General features: G+C 72.4%; 17 protein-coding genes. 1 reads left to right on the top strand and 16 read right to left on the bottom strand.

Annotation, left to right across the window (positions count from 1 at the left end; translation table 11 throughout):
- Positions 1-36: 36 nt before the first annotated feature.
- The 3 genes from E4T13_RS06835 to E4T13_RS06825 are packed head-to-tail and all read right to left on the bottom strand — an operon-like array spanning position 37 to position 3243.
- Positions 37-1389 carry an 8-oxoguanine deaminase gene (locus E4T13_RS06835; RefSeq protein ID WP_137177441.1) on the bottom strand — a complete coding sequence of 451 codons (1353 nt, stop codon included), beginning with the start codon at positions 1387-1389 and terminating at the stop codon, positions 37-39.
- A gap of 4 nt (positions 1390-1393) precedes the next feature.
- The gene (locus E4T13_RS06830; protein WP_137177440.1) at positions 1394-2278 is read right to left on the bottom strand and encodes a BMP family protein; all 885 of its coding nucleotides are present in this window, start codon (positions 2276-2278) and stop codon (positions 1394-1396) included.
- Positions 2275-3243 carry a tripartite tricarboxylate transporter substrate binding protein gene (locus E4T13_RS06825; protein WP_170984841.1) on the bottom strand — a complete coding sequence of 323 codons (969 nt, stop codon included), beginning with the start codon at positions 3241-3243 and terminating at the stop codon, positions 2275-2277. Before E4T13_RS06825 ends, E4T13_RS06830 begins: the two co-directional genes overlap by 4 nt.
- A gap of 74 nt (positions 3244-3317) precedes the next feature.
- Here E4T13_RS06825 and E4T13_RS06820 point away from each other — a divergent pair, with 74 nt between their 5' ends.
- Positions 3318-4229, top strand: a complete 912-nt coding sequence (locus tag E4T13_RS06820; protein WP_137177438.1) for a BMP family ABC transporter substrate-binding protein — start codon at positions 3318-3320, stop codon at positions 4227-4229.
- Between the two features lie 7 nt (positions 4230-4236).
- On the opposite strand, the gene E4T13_RS06815 is transcribed toward E4T13_RS06820, so the two are convergent.
- The 13 genes from E4T13_RS06815 to E4T13_RS06755 form a co-directional block, all read right to left on the bottom strand.
- A complete protein-coding gene (locus E4T13_RS06815) occupies positions 4237-4953 on the bottom strand; it encodes an ABC transporter permease (RefSeq protein WP_137177437.1) in 717 nt (238 codons plus the stop codon).
- Positions 4950-5870, bottom strand: coding sequence for an ABC transporter ATP-binding protein (locus tag E4T13_RS06810; protein ID WP_137177436.1), 921 nt, complete (start codon positions 5868-5870; stop codon positions 4950-4952). Before E4T13_RS06810 ends, E4T13_RS06815 begins: the two co-directional genes overlap by 4 nt.
- Positions 5867-6988, bottom strand: coding sequence for an ABC transporter permease subunit (locus E4T13_RS06805; protein ID WP_137177435.1), 1122 nt, complete (start codon positions 6986-6988; stop codon positions 5867-5869). The genes E4T13_RS06810 and E4T13_RS06805 overlap by 4 nt, the downstream gene beginning before the upstream one ends.
- Positions 6985-7914 (bottom strand): glycine betaine ABC transporter substrate-binding protein, encoded by a 930-nt coding sequence (locus E4T13_RS06800; RefSeq protein WP_137177434.1) that lies wholly within the window; start codon positions 7912-7914, stop codon positions 6985-6987. Before E4T13_RS06800 ends, E4T13_RS06805 begins: the two co-directional genes overlap by 4 nt.
- A 98-nt stretch (positions 7915-8012) precedes the next feature.
- Positions 8013-8222, bottom strand: a complete 210-nt coding sequence (locus E4T13_RS06795; RefSeq protein ID WP_137177433.1) for a hypothetical protein — start codon at positions 8220-8222, stop codon at positions 8013-8015.
- Between the two features lie 79 nt (positions 8223-8301).
- Positions 8302-10530 carry a DUF3141 domain-containing protein gene (locus E4T13_RS06790; protein ID WP_170984840.1) on the bottom strand — a complete coding sequence of 743 codons (2229 nt, stop codon included), beginning with the start codon at positions 10528-10530 and terminating at the stop codon, positions 8302-8304.
- 169 nt (positions 10531-10699) lie between these two features.
- Positions 10700-12412, bottom strand: a complete 1713-nt coding sequence (locus E4T13_RS06785) for a methyltransferase domain-containing protein (RefSeq protein ID WP_137177431.1) — start codon at positions 12410-12412, stop codon at positions 10700-10702.
- Positions 12409-14178 (bottom strand): ABC transporter transmembrane domain-containing protein, encoded by a 1770-nt coding sequence (locus tag E4T13_RS06780; protein WP_240791008.1) that lies wholly within the window; start codon positions 14176-14178, stop codon positions 12409-12411. Before E4T13_RS06780 ends, E4T13_RS06785 begins: the two co-directional genes overlap by 4 nt.
- A 39-nt stretch (positions 14179-14217) precedes the next feature.
- Positions 14218-15537, bottom strand: a complete 1320-nt coding sequence (locus E4T13_RS06775) for a TRAP transporter large permease (RefSeq protein ID WP_137177430.1) — start codon at positions 15535-15537, stop codon at positions 14218-14220.
- The gene (locus E4T13_RS06770) at positions 15537-16049 is read right to left on the bottom strand and encodes a TRAP transporter small permease (RefSeq protein ID WP_137177429.1); all 513 of its coding nucleotides are present in this window, start codon (positions 16047-16049) and stop codon (positions 15537-15539) included. Before E4T13_RS06770 ends, E4T13_RS06775 begins: the two co-directional genes overlap by 1 nt.
- 70 nt (positions 16050-16119) lie before the next feature.
- Complete coding sequence (locus tag E4T13_RS06765) at positions 16120-17118, bottom strand: TRAP transporter substrate-binding protein (protein WP_137177428.1); 999 nt, start codon at positions 17116-17118, stop codon at positions 16120-16122.
- Positions 17119-17206: 88 nt separating this feature from the next.
- The gene (locus tag E4T13_RS06760) at positions 17207-17644 is read right to left on the bottom strand and encodes a MaoC/PaaZ C-terminal domain-containing protein (protein WP_137177427.1); all 438 of its coding nucleotides are present in this window, start codon (positions 17642-17644) and stop codon (positions 17207-17209) included.
- Entirely contained in the window at positions 17641-19182 is a 1542-nt protein-coding gene (locus E4T13_RS06755) for an acyl CoA:acetate/3-ketoacid CoA transferase (RefSeq protein WP_137177426.1), read from the bottom strand. Before E4T13_RS06755 ends, E4T13_RS06760 begins: the two co-directional genes overlap by 4 nt.
- Positions 19183-19235: the final 53 nt, after the last annotated feature.

Below are 19235 nucleotides of genomic sequence, written 5' to 3'. Positions count from 1 at the left end.
TCCCGAGTTCCTGCACCCAGGGTGGCCGGGCCGGGCCTACTCGGCAAGCCGCCTGGCGGCGTCGCGGTGCGCGGCGGCGTGGGCGCGTTCGTCCAGCGTCACCAGGCGGCCTTCGCGCAGCACGATCCGGCCGTTGATGACGGAAAGCGCCGCGCGCGTCGGCGTGCAGAACACCAGCGCGGCGACGGGGTCGTGATGCGCGCCGGCATGGTCCAGCGTGCCGAGGTCGAAGGCGACGAGGTCCGCCGCCATCCCCGGCGCCAGCGCGCCGATGTCGTCGCGGCCGAGCACGCTTGCGCCGCCGAGGGTTGCGATCTCCAGCGCCTGCCGCGCCGTCATGGCCGCGGGGCCGTGGCCGACGCGCGCCAGCAGCATCGCCTGCCGCGCTTCGCCGAGCAGATGCCCCGCGTCGTTGGAGGCCGAGCCGTCCACGCCGAGGCCCACCTTCACGCCGGCCGCGCGCATCGCAGGGATCGGCGCGATGCCGGAGGCGAGGCGCATGTTGGAACAGGGGCAATGCGCCACGCCCGTGCCCGTGCGCGCGAACAGCGCGATGCCGGGCGCATCGAGCTTCACGCAGTGCGCGTGCCACACATCCGGCCCGACCCAGCCGAGCTCCTCGGCGTATTCCGCGGGCGTGCAGCGGAAGCGCTCGCGCGTGAAGTCGATGTCCTTGTCGTTCTCGGCCAGATGCGTGTGCAGGCGCAGGCCGCGCGCGCGGGCGAAGGCGGCGGCGTCGCGCATCAGCTCCTTCGTGACCGAGAAGGGCGAGCAGGGCGCGATGCCGATGCGCAGCATCGAACGCGGCGCAGGATCGTGGAACCGCCCCACCACCCGCTCCATGTCGCGCAGGATTTCTTGTTCGTCTTCCACGACGGCATCGGGGGGGAGGCCGCCCTGCGACTGGCCGAGGCTCATTGCGCCGCGCGTCGCGTGGAAGCGCAGGCCGATAGCTGCGGCCGCCTCGATCGTGTCGTCCAGGCGGCAGCCATTGGGGAAGATGTAGTGGTGGTCGGAGGCCGTGGTGCAGCCGGACAGCACCAGCTCCGCCATCGCCGTGGTCGCCGCGATGCGCAGCGCATCGGGCGTGAGGCGCGACCACACCGGATAGAGCGCGGAAAGCCAGTCGAACAGCTCGGCGTCCTGCGCGGCGGGCAGGGCGCGCGTCAGGCTCTGGAACATGTGGTGATGCGTGTTGACGAGGCCCGGCATCAGCACATGGCCGGCGAGGTCGATCACCTTCGCCGCCTTCGGCGGTGGCGTGGCCGCGTCGCCAAGCGCGGCGATGGCATCGCCCAGCACATGCACCCAGCCGCCGCGCAGCTCGCGCCGCGCATCGTCCATGGTGAGGACGACCTCGGCGTTGCGCAGCAGCAGGCCAGCGGACATGCGATCAGCTCCCGGGCAGGCGGATGTCGCCGCATCGCAACGCGGCTTCGGCGGCGCGCACCGCCGCGCCGACAGCATCGGGCAGCCCGGGCGCCAGCGCCAGCCGCACCACGGCCGCAGCCTCCAGCCCGAAGCGGCGGATCCGGCCCGGCGCCGGGTCCTGCAGCATGGCCGCGACCCAATGCCGCACCGCATGGCCGACATCCGCGACGGCTGAGCCCACGAAGACATCCGGCATCGCCGCGACCCAGTCGCGCACATTGCCGATCTGCGGCACGCCGCGGCGGCGGCAGGCGGCGATGGCGCCGGCACGGCCGGCATTGAGCATGGTGAAGACGAGGTCGGCGCCCGCGGCGATGGCCTGCTCCGTCGCCTGCTCCGCGCGCGCGGGGTCGTTCTGGTCGCCGCAGAAGGTGCTGTGCAGCCGCGCCGAGGGGTTGGCGCGGCGCAGCCCTGCCGCGAAGGCGTCGCGGCCGCGCAGCCCCGGCGGGATCGGGATGCCCGAGACATGCCCGACGACGCCGCTGCGCGTCAGCAGCGCCGCGGCGACGCCGGCCAGGAAGGCCGATTGCGGCTGGTCGGCGCCCCAGGAATCGAGGTTGGGCGCGGCGACATCGCCACCGCTCACCAGCACGCGCAGCGAGGGGAAGTCGGCGGCAACGCGCAGGCCCGGGCCGTCGCTGTCGCCGCTGTGCAGCAGCAACAGGTCGGCCTGCGGCGCCAGGGTGCGCGCCGCCTGCTCGATCGCGGCGGCATCCGGCGCGACGCCATCCACCAGGCGCAGCGTCAGCCCGTGCTGCGCCGCTGCATCCTCCGCGCCGCGCCGGCCGGCCTCGTTGAAGCCGCCATCATCCGTCGCGCCGACGCAGACGGCGGCCAGCACCCTCATCCCTGCACAGCGCCCGCGGCCTGCACCACGGGGCGCCAGCGCGCGACCTCCGCGGCGACGAAGGCGGTGAAGGCGGCGGGCGTCTCCGGCCCCGGCACCATGCCCCAGGCGGTGAGCTGCGTGGCAATGGCGGGCTCGGCCAGCACGGCGCGCAGCGCCGCGTCGATCCGCTGCACCGTCGCGGGCGCCAATCCGCGCGGGCCGGACAGGCCGTTCCAGTTCTCCGCGACGATGTCCGGAAAACCCTGTTCGACGAAGGTCGGGATATCCGGCGCCACGGCGGCGCGCGTGCGCGTGGTGACGCCGAGCGCGACGAGCCTGCCGTCGCGGATCGCCGGGAGGTTCTGCGGCAGCGCGTCCACCACCGCCTGCAGCGTGCCGCCGAGCAGGTCGGCCATCGCCTGCGCCGAGCCGCGATAGGGCACGTGCTGCAGCTTCGCGCCGGTGCGCAGCGCGATCAGCTCCCCCGTGACGTGGTTCAGCGTGCCATGGCCGCCGGTGCCATAGGGGATGGGCTGCGCCACGCCGCGCGCATGCGCGACGAAGCGCGCGAAATCCGGCGTGCCGAGCGCGGGCTTCACCAGCAGCGTCGCGGGCAGCGCGCCGATGAAGCCGATATGGGTGAAGTCCGCCACCGGGTCATAGGGCAGGCGCGGATAGACCGCCGGTGCCAGCCCGTTGCCGGCGGCGGTCGAGATCAGCAGCGTCAGACCGTCGGGCTCGGCCTTGGCGACCTGGTCGGTGCCGATGGTGGCCGCGGCGCCGGCGCGGTTCTCCACCACCACGCCCTGTCCGAGCTTCTCCGACAGGCGCGGCGCCAGCAGCCGCGCGACGAGGTCCGAGGACCCGCCGGGCGTGAAGGGCACGATGAGGCGGATCGGCCTGCCGCCCTGCGCCAGCGCCGGCCTGGCCAGCGACAGCGCCGCCGCGGCCAGCGCCGCGCGCCGCGTGATGGTTCGGATCATCCCTGCCTCCTTCGCTTCTGCCGGCGTGCGAAGCAAGTCTTGCACCATTGCAACGGCCGCCGCAGCCTGCCTGCATGACACGCGCCCCCGTCGCCGCGCTGTTTCCCGGCCATGCCGGCGACCGCAGCTTCATGCAGGCCGGCCATGACGGCGCGCGCGATGCCTGCGCGGCGCACGGCCTTGCCTTCCGCGTCACCGATCGTGTGGCGCTGCCTGCGATGCAGGCGGCGATGCGGGATGCCGCGCAGGCCGGCGCCGGGCTCGTGCTGGCGCAGGGCGGGCAATGCGAGGCCGCCGCGTCCGCGGTGGCGCCGCACTTCCCGGCGTTGCGCTTCGCCGTGGTGCAGGGGCATGACGCGGGTGCGAATCTCTACGCCTATCGCGCGGCGCAGGAGCAGTCTGCCTTCCTGGCAGGCGCCGCGGCCGGGCTGACCAGCAGGGCGGCCGTGGTCGGCCATGTCTCCGGCATCCGTCCGCGCCCCGGGCTCCTGGCGCGCGCCGCCTTCGCCGCGGGGGTCGCGCATGTCGCGCCGGGCAAGCGCCTGGTCTCCATCTTCACCGGCGACCAGGACGATGCGGCACTGGCGACGGCGGCGATGGAGCGTCTCGCCGCGGCAGGCGCCGACCTGGTCTTCGCCATGCTGAACGCCGCGCAGGCTGCGGTGATGGCGGCAGCCGGGCGGCTCGGCATCGCGCTGGCGGGCGACGGCGCGGATTGGGTCGCCGCGCATCCCGCCTGCTTTCGCCTGGCGGCCGTGGCCGATACCGGGCCGGTCGCCGCGGCCGCCATCGCTGACTACGCCACGGGCGCACGGCCGGCGGGGGAGGAGGTGGTGTTCGGGCTGGAGATGCCCGCCGTGGTGCGCCTCTCCTGCCGGAACGACGTGCCGGCGGCGGTGCGCGAGGCGACCGGCCGCATCGCGCTGGACCTGCGCGCTGGCCGCATTGAGGTGCCGGAGGCCGTGGCGGTGGAGGAACTCGGGTAGCGCGCGGTCAGGCCGCGTCGCCGGCGCGGCGGCCGGTCGCCATCAGCAGCAGCCCTTCCGCCGCGAAGGCGAGCGCAGCCGTCGCCGCCGCGCCCTGCACCACCAGCACCTGGTTCTGGTTCTGCAGGCCGAGCACGATCGGCGTGCCCAGCGTGGTCGCGCCGGCCAGCGCGCCGACTGCGGCGGTGGCGACGCCCAGCACCAGCGCGATGCGCAGCCCGTCCAGCACCACCGGCCAGGCGAGCGGCCACTCCACCTCGGACAGCACGCGAGAAGGCGGCAGGCCGATGGCGACGGCGGCGGCGCGGATGTCCGGCGGCACCGATTCCAGCCCCGCCACGGTGGCGCGCAGCACCGGCATCAGCCCGTAGAGCAGCAGCGCGAAGGCGGTGGGCCACAAGCCGAAGCCGAAGGCGGGCACGGCCAGCGCCACCACCACCACCGGCGGCACCGCCTGCGCCGCCGCGGCGAAGGCATCCGCGGCGGGCCGCAGCCCGCGCCCGGCGCGCCGCGTGACCGCGATGCCGAGCCCCATGCCGAGCAGTGCCGCGGGCAGCACGCCGGCGAGCGCCAGCCCCGCATGGGTCAGCGCCAGGCCGGCAAGGCGATCCGCCGGGAAGGGCTCGGCATCCGCGCCGAGCGCCTGCGCCAGCAGGCGCGCGCCGAAGGGGGCGGCGAGCAGCGCCAGCGCTGCCGCCAGCAGCAATGGCGGCAGGCCTCTCATGCGCCGGGCCGCAGCACCGTGGCGACGGCCACGCTGCCATCCTGGCCGGCCAGCGCGACGCGATCCTGCCCGGTCTCCGCCATCAGCGACAGCGCATCGGCAAGGCTCGCTTCCTCCGGCAGTTCGGGCGCGCCGGGCGGCGGCGGCGTGGCGTCCAGCGCCTCGGTCGCCGGCAGCAGCGACAGGCGCCGCAGCGCGGGCTGCCCACCGCCGAGCAGGTCGCGCGCGAAGGCGTCGGAGCCCGGCCCGATGATCTCCGCCGGCGGGCCGTCGGCGACGATGCGGCCATCGCGCAGCACGACGACATGCGTGCCGAGTTCCAGCGCTTCCTCGGGGTCGTGCGTGACGAGCAGGATCGTCTTGCGCGTCTCGGCGTGGATGCGGCGGAGCTCGGCGCGCAGCTCGCGGCGGGTGATCGGGTCCACGGCGCCGAAGGGCTCGTCCATCAGCAGGATGTCGGGATCGGCGGCCAGCGCGCGCGCGATGCCGACGCGCTGCGCCTGCCCGCCGGAGAGTGCGCCCGGCAGCCGATCCGCCAGCGCCGCATCCAGCCGCAGCAGGCCGAGCAGTTCCGTCACGCGGCGCGCGATGCGCGTGCGGTCCCAGCCGAGCAGGCGGGGCACGGTGCCGATGTTCTGCGCGACCGTGCGATGGGGGAAGAGTCCCACGGATTGCATCGCATAGCCGATGGAGCGCCGCAGCGCCGGCGCGTCGGTGCGCGCGATGTCCTCGCCGCGCACCAGCACGCGGCCGGCATGCGGCGTGACCAGGCGGTTGACCAGGCGCATCAGCGTCGTCTTGCCGGAGCCGGAGGGGCCGACCAGGGCGCAGAGCTCGCCCGCGCCCACCTGAAGGCTGACGCCGTCCAGCGCGGTGGTGGCGCCGAAGCGCACGACGACGTCCTCGAAGGCGATCATGCCGCCACCGCCAGCCGCGTCTCGGCGCTGCGCACCAGCCCGTCGGCCAGCAGCGCGAGCAGCACGATGGGAATGGCGCCCAGCAGCATCAGGTCGGTGGCGAATTGCGCCAGGCCCTCGAACACCAGCGCGCCGAGGCCGCCGGCGCCGACCAGACCGCCGAGCGTGACGAGGCCGATCGCCTGCACCAGCGCCACGCGCAGCCCGGCGGCGAAGACCGGCAGCGCCAGCGGCAGCCGCACCTCGCGCGTGATGCGCGCCTCGCCCATTCCGATGGCATGCGCGGCGGCGACGGCGGCGGGATCGGCGGCAGCGAGGCCGGCGGAGAGGCCGCGCCACAGCGGCAGGGTGAGATAGGCGGCCGTCGCGATCACCGCCGGCGCCGGGCCGATGGCGGCGAGGCCGAGGTCGCGCAGCGCGGGCACGGCATGCAGCAGCGCCGCGAGTAGCGGGATCAGCAGCGCGAACAGCGCCAGGCCCGGCACCACCTGCACGCCCGCGAAGACCGCGCCGACCGGGCCGGCCAGCCGCGGGTGGCGGAAGCCGGCCCAGGCCAGCGGCGCAGCGACCAGCAGCGCCAGGAGAAGCGCGGCTGTGGCGAGGGCGACATGGCGCAGCAGCGCCGCCTGAACGGCGTCTGCGCGGTTGCGGTACTCCACCGCCAGCGACAGCGCATCGAAGGCGCCGGAGGACGCGGCGGCCAGGAGGGCCGCGAGCGCTGCGGCGACGAGCAGCGCGCGCGTGGCGAGCGCCAGGGGCTGCATGCGGATCGCGGCCAGCACCAGCGCGGCGACGAGCGCGAGCCACAGGCCGATGCCGAGCCCCGCCCGCGCGGCAGGAGGCAGCCCCTGCAGCCGCTCCGCCGCCGCGCCGCCGGTAAGCACCAGCAGCAGCAGCGCCGCCGCGAGCGCGAGCGCCGCGGCAACCGTCGGCGGCACGCGATCCAGCGCGGGGAGGCCCAGCAGCAGGCAGGGCGGTGCCACCAGCCAGCCCAGAGCCGCGAGGGCACTGAGAGGCTCGCCCGGCAGCAGCCGGTTCGGCGCGACGCTTAGCCAGGGCAGCGGCAGCAGCAGCGCCGCGGCCGCCACGCAGGCAGCCAGCGCGGGCGCAGCCTTCAACGCAGCACGCCGATCTGCGCCAGATGCGCGCGCGCAACCGCCGGCGCCGCCTGGCCCTCGACGGCGATCCTGGCGTTCAGCGCCTGCAGGGTGGTGAGGTCGAGCGAGGCAAAGACCGGGGCGAGCGCCGTGCGGATCGCCGGATACCGTTCCAGCACGGCGGCGCGCACCACCGGCGCGGGCTGGTAGACGGGCTGCGCGTTCTTGTCGTCGCGCATCACCACGAGGCCGAGCGCGGCGATGGCGCCGTCCGTGCCATAGACCATCGCGCTGTTCACGCCGGAGATCTGCTGCGCGGCGGCGCGGATCATCACCGCGGTATCGCCGCCCGGCAGCACCACGATGCGGTCGCGCGGGAAGCTGGCGCCGTAGACCCGTTCGAAGGCTGGCAGCGCCGCCGCGCTTTCGACAAACTCGGCCGAGGCGGCAAGCCGCAGCACGCCGCGGCCGGCGGCGGCGAAGAAATCGGTCATGGTGGCGAGCTTCTCGCGCTCCGCCAGGTCCTTGCGCACGGCGATGGCCCAGGTGTTGTTCGCCGGGGCGGGCGGCAGCCAGACCAGGTTGTTCTTCTCCTTGTCGAGCTCGGCGGCGAGCGCGGCGCCGCGCGCGGCATCACGCCAGACCGGATCGTCAGCGCGGTCGAAGAAGAAGGCGGCATTGCCGGTGTATTCGGGATAGAGGTCGATCTCGCCGGCGACCAGCGCGGTCCGCACGATGCGCGTCGGGCCGAGCGCCAGCCGCGCCGTGGTCGGCACGCCCGCCTGCCCGAGCGCGAGCAGGATGAGGTTGCCGAGCAGCGCCCCCTCCGTGTCGATCTTCGAGGAGACGATGACGGGCCGGTCCTGTGCCTGGGCGCGGCCCGCGACGAGCGCGCCGCCGGCAAGCAGGGCGGCGCGCCGCGTCATGGTGAACGTCTTGCTTGGCATGGGCGGTCCCTTCTCGCGCGGCAGCGGCGTAACGCCGCGGCGAGGGGATGGTGCCACCCGCCTTCCGATGCAACGAGGTTGGGTCGCGCTGCCCGCGGTCAACCGTTCGTGTGGCGGTCCCTTTCGTCCAGCGCGCGCCAGAGCGTCAAGGCGAGCGCCCTGGCGGTGCCGGCATCGGCGGCAAGCCGCAGCCGACGCCCGTCGCGCGAGACAAGCTGCAGTTCGCTGCCCTCATCGGAGGTGAGCAGGGCCGCGGCCAGTTCCGCGGCCGCGATCGGGCCGGCGGGTGCAAGCAGGGTCGGGCTCATCGCGGTGTCCTCCTGTGCCGTGCGCATGCGGTGTTCGCATGCGCCCAGCTTGCGACCCCGGTTCTTGCCCGACCGTGAATCAGCCGCGCTTCAGGCCGAGCACCTGGCGCAGCCGCGCCAGCATGGCCTGGGCCGGCTCGCCCAGTTCATCCTCCGGGCCGGCCACGCCTTCGACCGTCTCCAGCGCGCGGCGCCGCTCGGCCTTGTCCGGCAGCAGCTTCGGCAGGGTCTGCAGCGCCTCCTCCGGTGCCATCTCCACCACCAGCGTCTGCTCGCGGATCAGCGCCTGGCGCGCGGCGGCGGTGAGTTCCGCGAAGGGCGGCTCGCCGGTCAGCACGGCCTGGCTGCGGGCCAGGCGGGATCGGCGCACGCCGCCGCGGGCGCGGGCCAGAAGGATCATCATCCGCACCACGGCCTCGGCATAGGTGCCCTCCGCGATCCGGGCGAGGGCGGCACGCACCTCCGGCGCATCGGCCAGCGCATCGGCGGTCTCTGCGGCTTCCTCCTCCGCCGTCGCCTCGGACACGCCGAGCGCGGCGAGCGAGCCGTATACGGCATGGAAGGCGACCTCGGTCCAGGCGTCGCGCCAGTCGCGCCAGGCATCCATCGCGCCTTCCACGCGGTCGGCCATCGCGCGCTCGACCTTCAGGAAGGGGTTGTCTGCGGCGGCCGGCGCCCGCTGGTCGCGCACGCGCTCCGCCGCGCCGGCGAAGGCCGCCATGAAGGGGTTCAGGTCGGAGACCAGCGTGCGGCGCAGGCGCAGCGGGTGCATCTGCCGGCGCAGCTCCGCCGTCTGCTCGGTTGCCATCTGGCGGATCGCGGGGCCGGCGAACAGGTCGTAGAGTGTCTGGTTCGCGGCGGCGATCTTCGCGACCGCCGGGAAGGCCTCGTTCTCCGCTTCGCCGGAGACGGCGCGGATGTCGGCGATGGTGCGCTCCACCAGTTCCACCTGGTAGCCGGTGTTGGCGCCGCTGCCGGCGGTGTCGGTGATGCGCATCTCATAGAGGCCGGGCGCCACCGCCTCGATCATCTCGAGCGTGTTGGCGATCTCGGTGTGCTCCTTGTTCGCCACCTGGCCGCTGACGAAGATGCCGAGATGGCCGATGTCGTCATGCACGAGGTAGACGATGGTCTGGCCGAGCGCCTTGATCTCCTTCTCGTCGCGATAGACATCGGCGATCCAGCGCAACGCCTGTCCCGGCGGCGTGATGTTGTCGCCGACCGAGGCGAAGACCACGATGGGCGACTTGATCGCGCGCATGTTGAAGGTGGCGTTGGCCCGCGCGCCGGGGCCGGCGCTGATCTCGCCGCGGGCGAAGCGGTCGCCGATGAAGAGGTTCTCGACGATCCAGCGGATCTCGTCGCGGTTCATCAGGAAGTAGCCGCCCCACCAGCGCTCGAATTCCAGGAAGCGGTCGGGCTCGCTGTCGGCCTTCTCGTAGAGGTTCCAGTATTTCTTGAACCAGGTGTTGCCGGGCGACAGCGCCTCGAAGTTCAGCACCAGGTTGGCGCCGTCGAACCGGCCATTGCCGAGATCGGCCAGCATGGCCGCGGGCCAGGAGCCGCCGGCAAGGCCGCCCATGTAGCGCATCGGGTTCTTGCCGCGCTCGCCCGCCCAGTAGGACAGCGGCGCGCCGTTCAGCACCAGCGGCCCCATCAGCTCGGGGTCGGAGGCGCCGAGCATCATCACCGCCCAGCCGCCCTGGCAGTTGCCGATCACCACGGGCTTCGGCGCCTTCGGGTGCTGGTCGTGCACCGTGCGCAGGAAGGCGCGCTCGGCGGCGGTGATGTCCAGGATGGTCTGGCCGGGCTCGGGGTCGCGGAAGAAGATCACGAAATAGACCGGGTGTCCGCGGCGCAGGGCGACGCCCACCTGGCTGTCCGACTTGAAGCCGCCGATGCCGGCGCCGTGGCCCGCGCGCGGGTCGATGATGACGAAGGGGCGCATCGCCGCGTCGGTCGCCGGATAGTTCGCCGGCGGCTTGATCCGCACCAGGGCATAGTTGCAGCGCCGCGGCAGGGTGCGGCCATCCAGCACCATGTCCCAGTCGAAGACCAGGACGGGCGGGCAGCCGGCCTTCTCATGTTCGACGAAGTCGTTGCCGGCCCGGCGCATCGTGTCCCAGAACAGGATGGAGCGCTGGGTGGCGTCCACCGCGTATTCCATCGCCTCCTGCATCACGGTCAGGGGGTTGCGGCCGAACAGGCCGAACGCGGCGGGGGGCTTGGGCGGCTTCGGGGCGAGAAGCTCCGCCTGACGGGTGGCGAGTTCGGCCAGGCTGCGCGCCTGGTCCATTGCGCGGCTCATTGTCTCGGCGCCCCGGGCCAGCATTTCCCGGCCGGGGGTGGGGGGCACGGCATTCACCTTGGGGCAATCCTGCGGCTAAGGGGGGATGCTGCAATGCAATATAGGGCCGAAACCCTTAACATGCAGGTTGCAATCTGCCCACCTTTTAGGCGGAGGCGTAGGCGGGGTGTCACAAGCCCCCCGGCCGCCATTCCGGGAGTTGGGTTTCCTGGCGGAGTCGCAGGCGACGGAAATCGAGCGCGGCGAAAAGGTCCTCGAGATCCGGCGTGCCTTCCGGGGCCACCGGCAGGGTGCTGCGCGCCTCCTCTGCGAAGCGGGCGCGGATCGGATCCCCGGCTTCCTGGTAGCCGCGCCGCCACCAATCGAGGATGCGCGGCTTCGCGGCGGCAAGCGTCGGCGCCGCGATGATCTGGCCTGCCTTGCCGAGATTGGCGCGGCGCGAGGCAGGCAGCAGGTTCCAGAGGTCGTTGCAGGCCCAGGCGGACCAGGGCAGGCAGTGATCCACGTCGAGCGCGCCCGGCCGCAGCCGCTGCCCGGTCCAGACGCAATCGACGCCTTCGCCGCGCGCGAGACGATCGGCGAGAAGCCCGCGCACCAAGGCCGTGTCGCGCGACGGTTCCAGCCAGCGCAGCGCATCCAGCACGGCATCGCTGGACAGCACGCGGCCGGCGCGCTCGGCGTAGTCGCGGGTCTGGCGCACCCATTCGGCCAGCAGCATCGGCTCGATCCAGGCGGCCATCCGGCGCAGCGCGCCCCAGACATCCGAAGGGACCCTGATGCGGCCGTAGGTCCAGAACAGTTCGGCGTTCAGCGCGAGCGCGCCAGCCTCGCGCGGCATGCGGCCGAATTCCGCGGGAAACACGGGCCTGTCGTCGGCGAAGGTGAGGTGGCGCGCGGGCATGTCTGCGATCACCCGCGCGGCATCGGCGATCGCGCGGCGGAGCGGCGAGGCGATGTCGGCGCCGAACCGCGCGCCGGGCCGCAGGTCGAAGGGCGCCAAGGGGCGCAGCGCACGAAAGGCATCCTTCACGAAGGCCATGCGGATGCCGATGGGCATCTGCGGCAGGTCGCGCTCGACCAGCGGCTTGAACATGCGCAGCCAGTAGAGCGCGACGAGGCCGAGCGGCAGGTCCACATGCCCCTCCGCCTCCCGCGCGACGTTCGGCGAGGCATCGGCGATGCGGGCGAGGCAGCGCAGCAACGCAAGCTTGTAGGTGGCCGAGCGTTCCTGCCGCAGGATCACGCCGCGCAGCAGCGGCAGCGCGCCGCCGCCATCGTCGGGCAGATCGAGCACCACCGTCTGCCAGCGCACATCGCCGCGGCCCTGCCGATCCTCGATGCGCTCCGTCGCGACGCGCAGGGCGAGGCCGTGGTCGAGGCCGAGGCGCTCCACCTCGTGCGCGTCCACCGGCCACATCGGGCGGTCCTGCGGCGCGGGGCCGTGGCGCAAGGTCATCACCACGCGCCCGCCGGGCTTCAGCAGCGTGGCGAGCCTGCGCATGGCGCGCGGCCGCTCCTCCGGCGGCATGTGCTGCCAGACTGCGCTGACCCAGACGAGATCGAAGGCGAGGCCGAGGCGGTGCACCGCGGCGAGCGCGGGCAGCCGGTCGTCCAGCCAGCGGATCAGCGGCGACCGATGCAGGCGCGCAGCCTCCTCGCGCAGCTTCGGCGCGGGCTCGACGGCCACGACATCGAAGCCGCGATCGGCGAACCAGGCGGCGTCGCGGCCGCTGCCGGCGCCGACATCCAGCACCAGGCCCGGCGATGCGGGCAGGAAGGGCAGGGCGCCGGCATGGATCTCGGCGAAGCCGAAGGCTTCGTAGGCCTCCGTGAACTCACGGAAGCCACGGCTATAGGCGCCGACCGTGTCGCGCGCCGTCACGCCATCCCTTCGGCGAATTGCAGCGCGGCGAGGCGGGCGTAGAGGCCGCCGTCGCGGACCAGCGCCTCATGCGTGCCGGACGCGACGATGCGGCCTGCCTCCATCACCAGGATGCGGTCGGCGCTGCGCACCGTGGCGAGGCGATGCGCCACCACCAGCGTGGTGCGGCCGCGCGAGAGGCGTTCGAGCGCCTGCTGCACGGCCTGCTCGCTCTCCGCATCCAGCGCGCTCGTCGCCTCGTCCAGCAGCAGGATCGGCGCGTCCTTCAGGATGGCGCGGGCGATGGCGATGCGCTGGCGCTGGCCGCCCGAGAGGGTGACGCCACGCGCGCCGAGATGCGTCTCGAAGCCCTGCGGCAGGGCGGCGATGAACTCGGCCGCGGCGGCGGCCTCGGCGGCGCGGCGGACCTCGGCGTCCGTCGCGCCGGGGCGGCCGTAGCGGATGTTGTCGGCGGCAGTCGCGCTGAAGATCAGCGGCTCCTGCGGCACCAGGCCGATGCGGGCGCGCAGCGCTGCGGGATCGAGGCGGGCCACGTCCACGCCATCCACCAGCACGCGTCCCGATTGCGGATCGTAGAAGCGCAGCAGCAATTGGAAGACCGAGGTCTTGCCCGCGCCGGAAGGCCCGACCAGCGCCACCGTCTCGCCCGGCTCGACCGCGAAGGACACGTCGTCGAGCGCGCGCTGGTCCGGGCGCGTGGGATAGGCGAAGCGCACGCGATCCAGCGCGACGCGGCCCTGCGGCGGCTGCGGCAGGCGCGAGGGATCGGGCGGCGCGGCGATGGCGGGCGGCACGGCGAGCAGCTCCATCAGCCGGTCCGCCGCGGCGCCGGCGCGCTGGATCTCGCCCCAGAGCTCGCTGACCGTGGCACCGGCGCTGGCCGCGAGCACGGCGTAGAAGACAAAGGCGGCGAGGTCGCCGCCGCTCATCCGCCCCGCGACCACATCCTGCCCACCGACCCAGAGCGCGAAGGTGATGGCGCCGAAGCCGAGCAGGATCACCGCCAGGATGAGCGTGGACCGCGAGGCGATGCGGCGCAGCGCGGCGCCGACCGAGGCCTCCGTGCCGGAAGCGAAGCGCGCGCGCTCGGCATCCTCCTGCGCGAAAGCCTGCACGGTGCGCAGGCCGTTCAGCGTCTCCTCCGCCCGCGCGGCGAGATCGGCGATGCGTTCCTGCGCGACGCGGGACAGGCGGCGCTCGCGCCGGCCGAACAGCACCAGCGGCACGACCACCAGGGGCAGCACCAGCGCCACGATGCCGGCGAGCTTGAGCGAGGTGGCCGCCATCATCACCAGCGCGCCGGTGCCGGTGACCGCGTTGCGCAGGCCCATGGAGATCGCCGAGCCGACCAGCGATTGCAGCAGCGCGACATCGGCAGTCATGCGGGAGAGGATGTCGCCGGTGCGCGCCGTCTCGAAGAAGGCGGGGCTGAGGCCGACGACGTGATCGTAGACTCGGCGGCGTATATCGGCGGCGACCCGCTCGCCGAGCCAGGAGACGAGGTAGTAGCGGATGGCGGTCGCCAGGCCGAGCGCGGCCACGATCGCCGCCATCAGCCCGGCCGCGGCGTTCAGCCCTGCCGCGCTGCCGGGTCCGAGGCCGGTGTCGATCAAGGTCTTCAGCCCCTGGCCGAGGCCGAGCGTCAGCAGCGCCGCGACGAGCAGCGCCGCGCCGGCGCCGAGCGCGCGGCCGAGATAGGGGCGGAGATGCGGCAGCAGCAGGCGCAGCGCCAGGACCGGCGCGCGCGAAGGGGGCAGGGCGTTCACGCCGCCAAGGTGGCCGCGCCCGCGGCCAGCCGCAACGGGCTACTTCAGGAAGTCGGGCTCCAGCAGCCGCGGCAGGAACAGCGAGACGTCCGGCCAGAGGATCACCAGCGCCAGCACGCCGAGCATGGGCAGCAGCATGATGCAGGTGTCCTTCAGCACGTCGATCACGCGCACATTCGCGACCGCGCAGGAGATCAGCAGGCAGAGGCCATAGGGCGGCGTCACCAGGCCGAAGGCGAGGCTGACGATGCCGATCATCGCGAAGTGGATCGGATGCAGCCCGGCTTCGGCGGCGACCGGCTGGAGAATGGTGCCGACGATGATGATGGCGGGAATCGCATCCAGGAAGCAGCCGACGACCAGGAAGACGCCGGCGATGAAGAAGCCGGTGGCGATCGGCCCCATCTCCCACGCGCCGACGCCGGCCAGCAGGGCATCCGGGATCTTGTAGAAGGCCAGCATCCAGCCGAAGGCGCTGGCGGTGCCGACGGCGAACAGCGTGATGGCGGCGAAGCGCCCGGTGTCGCTGAACGCGCGCCAAAGGCCACGGCCGTCCATCTCGCGGTAGACGATGACGGACAGCAGCATCGCATACAGCACGGCAATGCAGGCGGCCTCCGTCGGCGTGAACCAGCCGAAGATCTTGCCGCCGATGATGATGAAGGGCGTCATCAGCGCCGGCAGGGAGACGAACAGCGCCTTGCCGAACTCGCCCCAGCTTGCCTTGCCGTACGTCGGATAGCCGCGCGCCTTCGCATAGGCGTGCACGGTGCCCATCTGGACCAGGCCGAGCAGCAGCCCCGGAACCACGCCCGCGAGGAACAGGCCGCCGATCGAGACCGTCAGCACGCCGCCCCAGACGATCATCATGATCGAAGGCGGGATGATCGCTGCCAGCACCGCGGAGACGGCGGTGATCGCCACCGAGAAGGAGACGTCGTAGCCCTCGCGCGTCTGCGCCTCGATGAACATCTTGCCCTGGCTGGCAGCGTCGGCAGTGGAGCTGCCGGAAATGCCGGCGAAGAAGATCGAGAGCACCACGTTGATCTGCGCCAGGCTGCCCGGCAGGTGGCCGACCATGGCGCGCGAGAGTCGGATCAGCCTGTCGGTGATGCCGCCGATGGTCATCAGGTTCGCCGCCAGCAGGAAGAAGGGCACGGCGAGCAGGATGAAGCTGTTGTAGGCGTTGAAGGTTTCCTGCACGAGGATCATCGGCCACAGCCGGTCCTCCAGGAACAGCGGCGGCAGGCAGGCGATGCCGAGCGCGACCGCCACCGGCACGCGCAGGGCCAGCATGGCGAAGAAGCCGCCGAACAGCATCCAGGCGGCGGTGCCGGGATCGATGACGTTGCCGCCCATCAGGGAAGCTTCCTCTCGCCATGCCGCAGGACCTGCAGGTCGTCCCACATGCGCTCGCCCTGGAACAGCAGCCAGGATACGCCGGCAATCGGCCAGGCGATGTGGATGCTCCACAGCGGAAGTTCCGCCAGTTCGCTGATGCGGAACCACGCGGTGTCGGTGAATTCCCAGCCATAGACGATGAAGACGATCGCCATGAGCAGCACGAACAGGCCCGCGAGGATATCCATCGCGGCCTTGGTGCGGCCGCGCAGGTTGTCGAACAGGTCCACGGTGAAATGCGTGCCTTCCCGCACGCCGACGATGGAGCCGATCATGATCATCCAGACCAGCAGGAAGCGCGCGAGCTCCTCGGTCCAGATGTAGCGTGGCAGCCAGTCGGTGAAGCGGGCGAAGATCTGCAGGGTGACCGGCAGGATGATGAGGGCGACCGTCAGCACCAGCAGCAGGTCGAGCAGCTTCGCGTAGAAGAACAGGATGCGGCGGAACAGCCCGCGCGCGCCGGGGGGCATGCGATGGATCCTTCGGGCGTGTGCGGGAGGAAGAGGGCGGGGCGGCGCCTTGCCGCCCCGCCGGCCAGGATCAGGAGGTCAGCGCGTTGATCTGGTTGTGGATGCCTTCCGCGTCGATCTCCTTCGCGTAGGCGGCCATCACCGGCTGCACCGCGGCATTCATCTCCGCGCGCTGCGTGAACACCACCTTCTTCAGGCGGCCGGCCGCGGCCAGCGCATCCACCTTCTGGCCGTCCTCGCCGCTTTCGGTCTGGCGGCCGAAGGTGCCGGCCTCCTTGCCGGCGCGACGGATCGCCTCCTGCAGTTCGCGCGGCAGGCGGCCCAGCGTCTGGGACGAGAAGCAGAGCGGGCGGATGGTGATGGCGTGCTGGGTCATGATCAGGTTCGGCCCGACCTCGTAGAAGCGCATCTGCTCGACACCGGCGGCCTCGTTCTCGCCGGCCTCGATCACGTTGTTCTGGATGGCGTTGTAGACCTCGTTGTAGGCGATGACCTGCGGCGCCATGCCGGCCGCCTGGAAGGTGCGGCTCCAGATCGGCGCACCCTGCACGCGCACGCGCAGGCCGCGAAGCTCCGCCATGTTGGTGACGGACTTGTTGGCGAAGATGTTGCGCACGCCGCCGCCGGCATAGCCGATCAGCTCGACGCGGGCGCGGCGTGCGACCTCGTCCGCCACCGGCTTGAACAGGTCGGCATCCAGCACCTTGTTCCAGTGCGCCAGGTCGCGGAACAGGAAGGGCGCGTCGATATAGGGCGCGGCGCGGCTGAAGGTGGACATGTGCGCGGGGCTGACGATGGCGAAATCCACCGCGCGGCCGGCCGACATGTACTCGAAATACTGCTTCTCCAGCCCCAGCGAGCTGTTGTTGTGCATGACGAAGTTAACGGGGCGGCCGTAGTACTGCACGACCAGTTCCTGGAACTTCGTCATCGTGCGGTTGAAGACGTGCTCCGGGTTGAACTGGCTGGCGCCGTTCAGCGTGATGGGCGCCTGGGCACGGAGCACTGTGGGCGCGGCCAGAAGGCCGCCAGCGGCGCCGACGGCGCCAAGGAATGCGCGACGTTGCATGGACTGTCTCCCCTTGCGTGAAAACCGGTTTTCCCCCGGCCTGCGGCCGGCAAGCTAACCCGGCAGCGGCGGGATGGGAACCACCCAGTTACGCGGGCGCCGGCACCCATTTCAGGATGTGCCGCGCGACCAGGCAGATCTCGCCATCCTGGTTCGTCACCATGCAGGCGCTCTCTGCGCGGCCAGCGGCCCCGTCGGTGTGCTCCACGCGATAGGTCGCGATGAGGCGGTCACCGATGAAGACCGGCTTCAGGAACCGCACGCGGTCATAACCGAGCGAGACCGGCACGCCCTCCGCGCCATTGGCGATCGCACGGTGGGAGATCGCGCTGGCGGTGGAGGAGAGCAGGCCCAGCACCAGGCAGCCATGCGCGATGCGACGACCATAGGCGGTGCGCGCCGCATAGGCCTCGTTCACATGCAGTGGGTCGTGGTCGCCGGTGATCTCGGCGGTCAGCAGCAGGTCGCGCTCGGTGATGGTCTTCTCGAAGGTGGCGATCTCGCCGGGCGCGATGCCGAGCTTCATGCGAGCGCCGCCAGCCGCGCGGAGGCGGCCTTGGCGGGCTGCGCCGCGATGTGCTCCGCCAGCCCCATGCGCCCGTCGAGAAACAGGCGCCTGTCCATCGGCTTGAGGTCGGCCGCGATGGCGGGCCGAAAGGCCATGCGCGCCGTCACCTGTTCCACCGTCAGGTCGGGTGCGATTTCCGCCAGTTCCGGGCCGTTCTCGCCCAGGCGGAAGACGGCGGATTCGGTGACATACAGCACGGGCTGGCCGCGTTCACGCGCATAGCGGCCGGAGAAGGTGATCTGCTCAACCTTCGCCACCGCCTTCGGCTTGCCGCCCGCGGTCAGCGTGCCGCCATAGATCACGCGCCGAGCGTTCTGGCTGATGTTGATGAAGCCGCCGGGTCCGATCAGCCGGTTGCCGAAGCGGCTGACATTCACGTTGCCGTCCGCGTCGAATTCCGCGAAGGAGAGGAAGGCGAGATCGAGCCCGCCGCCATCGTAGAAATCGAACTGGTAGGGCTGATCCACCTGCGCGTCCGGGTTCATCGCCGCGCCGGCTTCCCCGCCCGATGCCGGCGCACCGCCGATATTGCCCTGTTCGTTGGTCAGGCAGACGGCGTCGAGGCAGCCTTCCTCGGCGGCGACATTGGCGAGGCCGGTGAAGATGCCGGAGCCGAGGTTGCACACCGCGCGCGGGAACAACTCGAGCGCACCGCGCCGCGCGACAATCTTGCGCGCGTCGAGCGGCAGCACCGGGATGTCCTCCAGCGGAACGCGCATCTCGCCGGAATAGGCGGGGGAATAGGGCGTCTCGAAGGTCTGTTCCTGGTCGGGCACGACGACGACGAGGTCCACCAGGATGCCGGGGATCTTGACCATCTTCGGGTGGATCGAGCCGCGGCGCGCGATGCGCTTCACCTGCACCGCCACGATGCCGCCGCAGCGCTTCGTCGCCTGCGCTTCCGACAGCATCTCCAGCGTGACGGCCTCGTGCTCCATCGAGACGTTGCCGTCCTCGTCGGCCGTCGTGCCGCGCAGGAAGGCGATATCCACCGTGTACGGCTTGTAGAAGAGAAAATCCTCGCCGCGGAACTGCACGAGCTCCACCAGCTCCTCGCGCGCGGAGGGCGATTGGCGGCCGCCCTGCAGGCGGGGATCGACGAAGGTGTGCAGCCCCGTCTTGGTCAGCAGGCCGGGGCGGCCCGCCGCCATCTCCCGCATGAGCTGGGAGAGCGCGCCCTGGGGCAGGGACCAGGCCTCGATCTCGTCGCGCAGGGCCATCTGGCCGACGGGCGGGCTGTTCACGTAGCTGCCGGCGATGTTGCGCTTCAGCAGGCCCTTCTGCGCCAGGTGGCCGAGGCCGCGGTTGCCGCCATCGCCCACGCCCACGGGATGCAGCGCCGTGATGCCGCGCGGCGCGCCGCTTTCCCGGAAGCGCGCGCCGAGCGCCGCGAGCAGCGCATCCGGCACTGCATGCCCGCCGCCGGACCCACCGATCAGCAGCGTATCGCCATCCCGAACGAGGGAGGCGACCTGTGCCGCCGTCACCCTGCGCATGCTGCCCGTTTCCCCTTCGCCGCTTGGCGCTACTCTATCCGGAGGGACGCGCG

It is taken from the genome of Roseomonas sp. AR75 (genome assembly GCF_005222815.1).
Classification (GTDB): domain Bacteria; phylum Pseudomonadota; class Alphaproteobacteria; order Acetobacterales; family Acetobacteraceae; genus Falsiroseomonas.
The sequence above is the reverse complement of the archived record's forward strand: the minus strand, read 5'-3'. Positions and strand labels throughout refer to the sequence as shown.

Coding starts and splice junctions, on each gene's coding strand:
- E4T13_RS06835 (WP_137177441.1), bottom strand. CDS start 1,389: ATGTCCGCTGGCCTGCTGCTGCGCAACGCCGAGGTCGTCCTCACCATG.
- E4T13_RS06830 (WP_137177440.1), bottom strand. CDS start 2,278: ATGAGGGTGCTGGCCGCCGTCTGCGTCGGCGCGACGGATGATGGCGGC.
- E4T13_RS06825 (WP_170984841.1), bottom strand. CDS start 3,243: ATGATCCGAACCATCACGCGGCGCGCGGCGCTGGCCGCGGCGGCGCTG.
- E4T13_RS06820 (WP_137177438.1), top strand. CDS start 3,318: ATGACACGCGCCCCCGTCGCCGCGCTGTTTCCCGGCCATGCCGGCGAC.
- E4T13_RS06815 (WP_137177437.1), bottom strand. CDS start 4,953: ATGAGAGGCCTGCCGCCATTGCTGCTGGCGGCAGCGCTGGCGCTGCTC.
- E4T13_RS06810 (WP_137177436.1), bottom strand. CDS start 5,870: ATGATCGCCTTCGAGGACGTCGTCGTGCGCTTCGGCGCCACCACCGCG.
- E4T13_RS06800 (WP_137177434.1), bottom strand. CDS start 7,914: ATGCCAAGCAAGACGTTCACCATGACGCGGCGCGCCGCCCTGCTTGCC.
- E4T13_RS06795 (WP_137177433.1), bottom strand. CDS start 8,222: ATGAGCCCGACCCTGCTTGCACCCGCCGGCCCGATCGCGGCCGCGGAA.
- E4T13_RS06790 (WP_170984840.1), bottom strand. CDS start 10,530: ATGAGCCGCGCAATGGACCAGGCGCGCAGCCTGGCCGAACTCGCCACC.
- E4T13_RS06775 (WP_137177430.1), bottom strand. CDS start 15,537: ATGGGCGGCAACGTCATCGATCCCGGCACCGCCGCCTGGATGCTGTTC.
- E4T13_RS06770 (WP_137177429.1), bottom strand. CDS start 16,049: ATGCCCCCCGGCGCGCGCGGGCTGTTCCGCCGCATCCTGTTCTTCTAC.
- E4T13_RS06765 (WP_137177428.1), bottom strand. CDS start 17,118: ATGCAACGTCGCGCATTCCTTGGCGCCGTCGGCGCCGCTGGCGGCCTT.
- E4T13_RS06760 (WP_137177427.1), bottom strand. CDS start 17,644: ATGAAGCTCGGCATCGCGCCCGGCGAGATCGCCACCTTCGAGAAGACC.
- E4T13_RS06755 (WP_137177426.1), bottom strand. CDS start 19,182: ATGCGCAGGGTGACGGCGGCACAGGTCGCCTCCCTCGTTCGGGATGGC.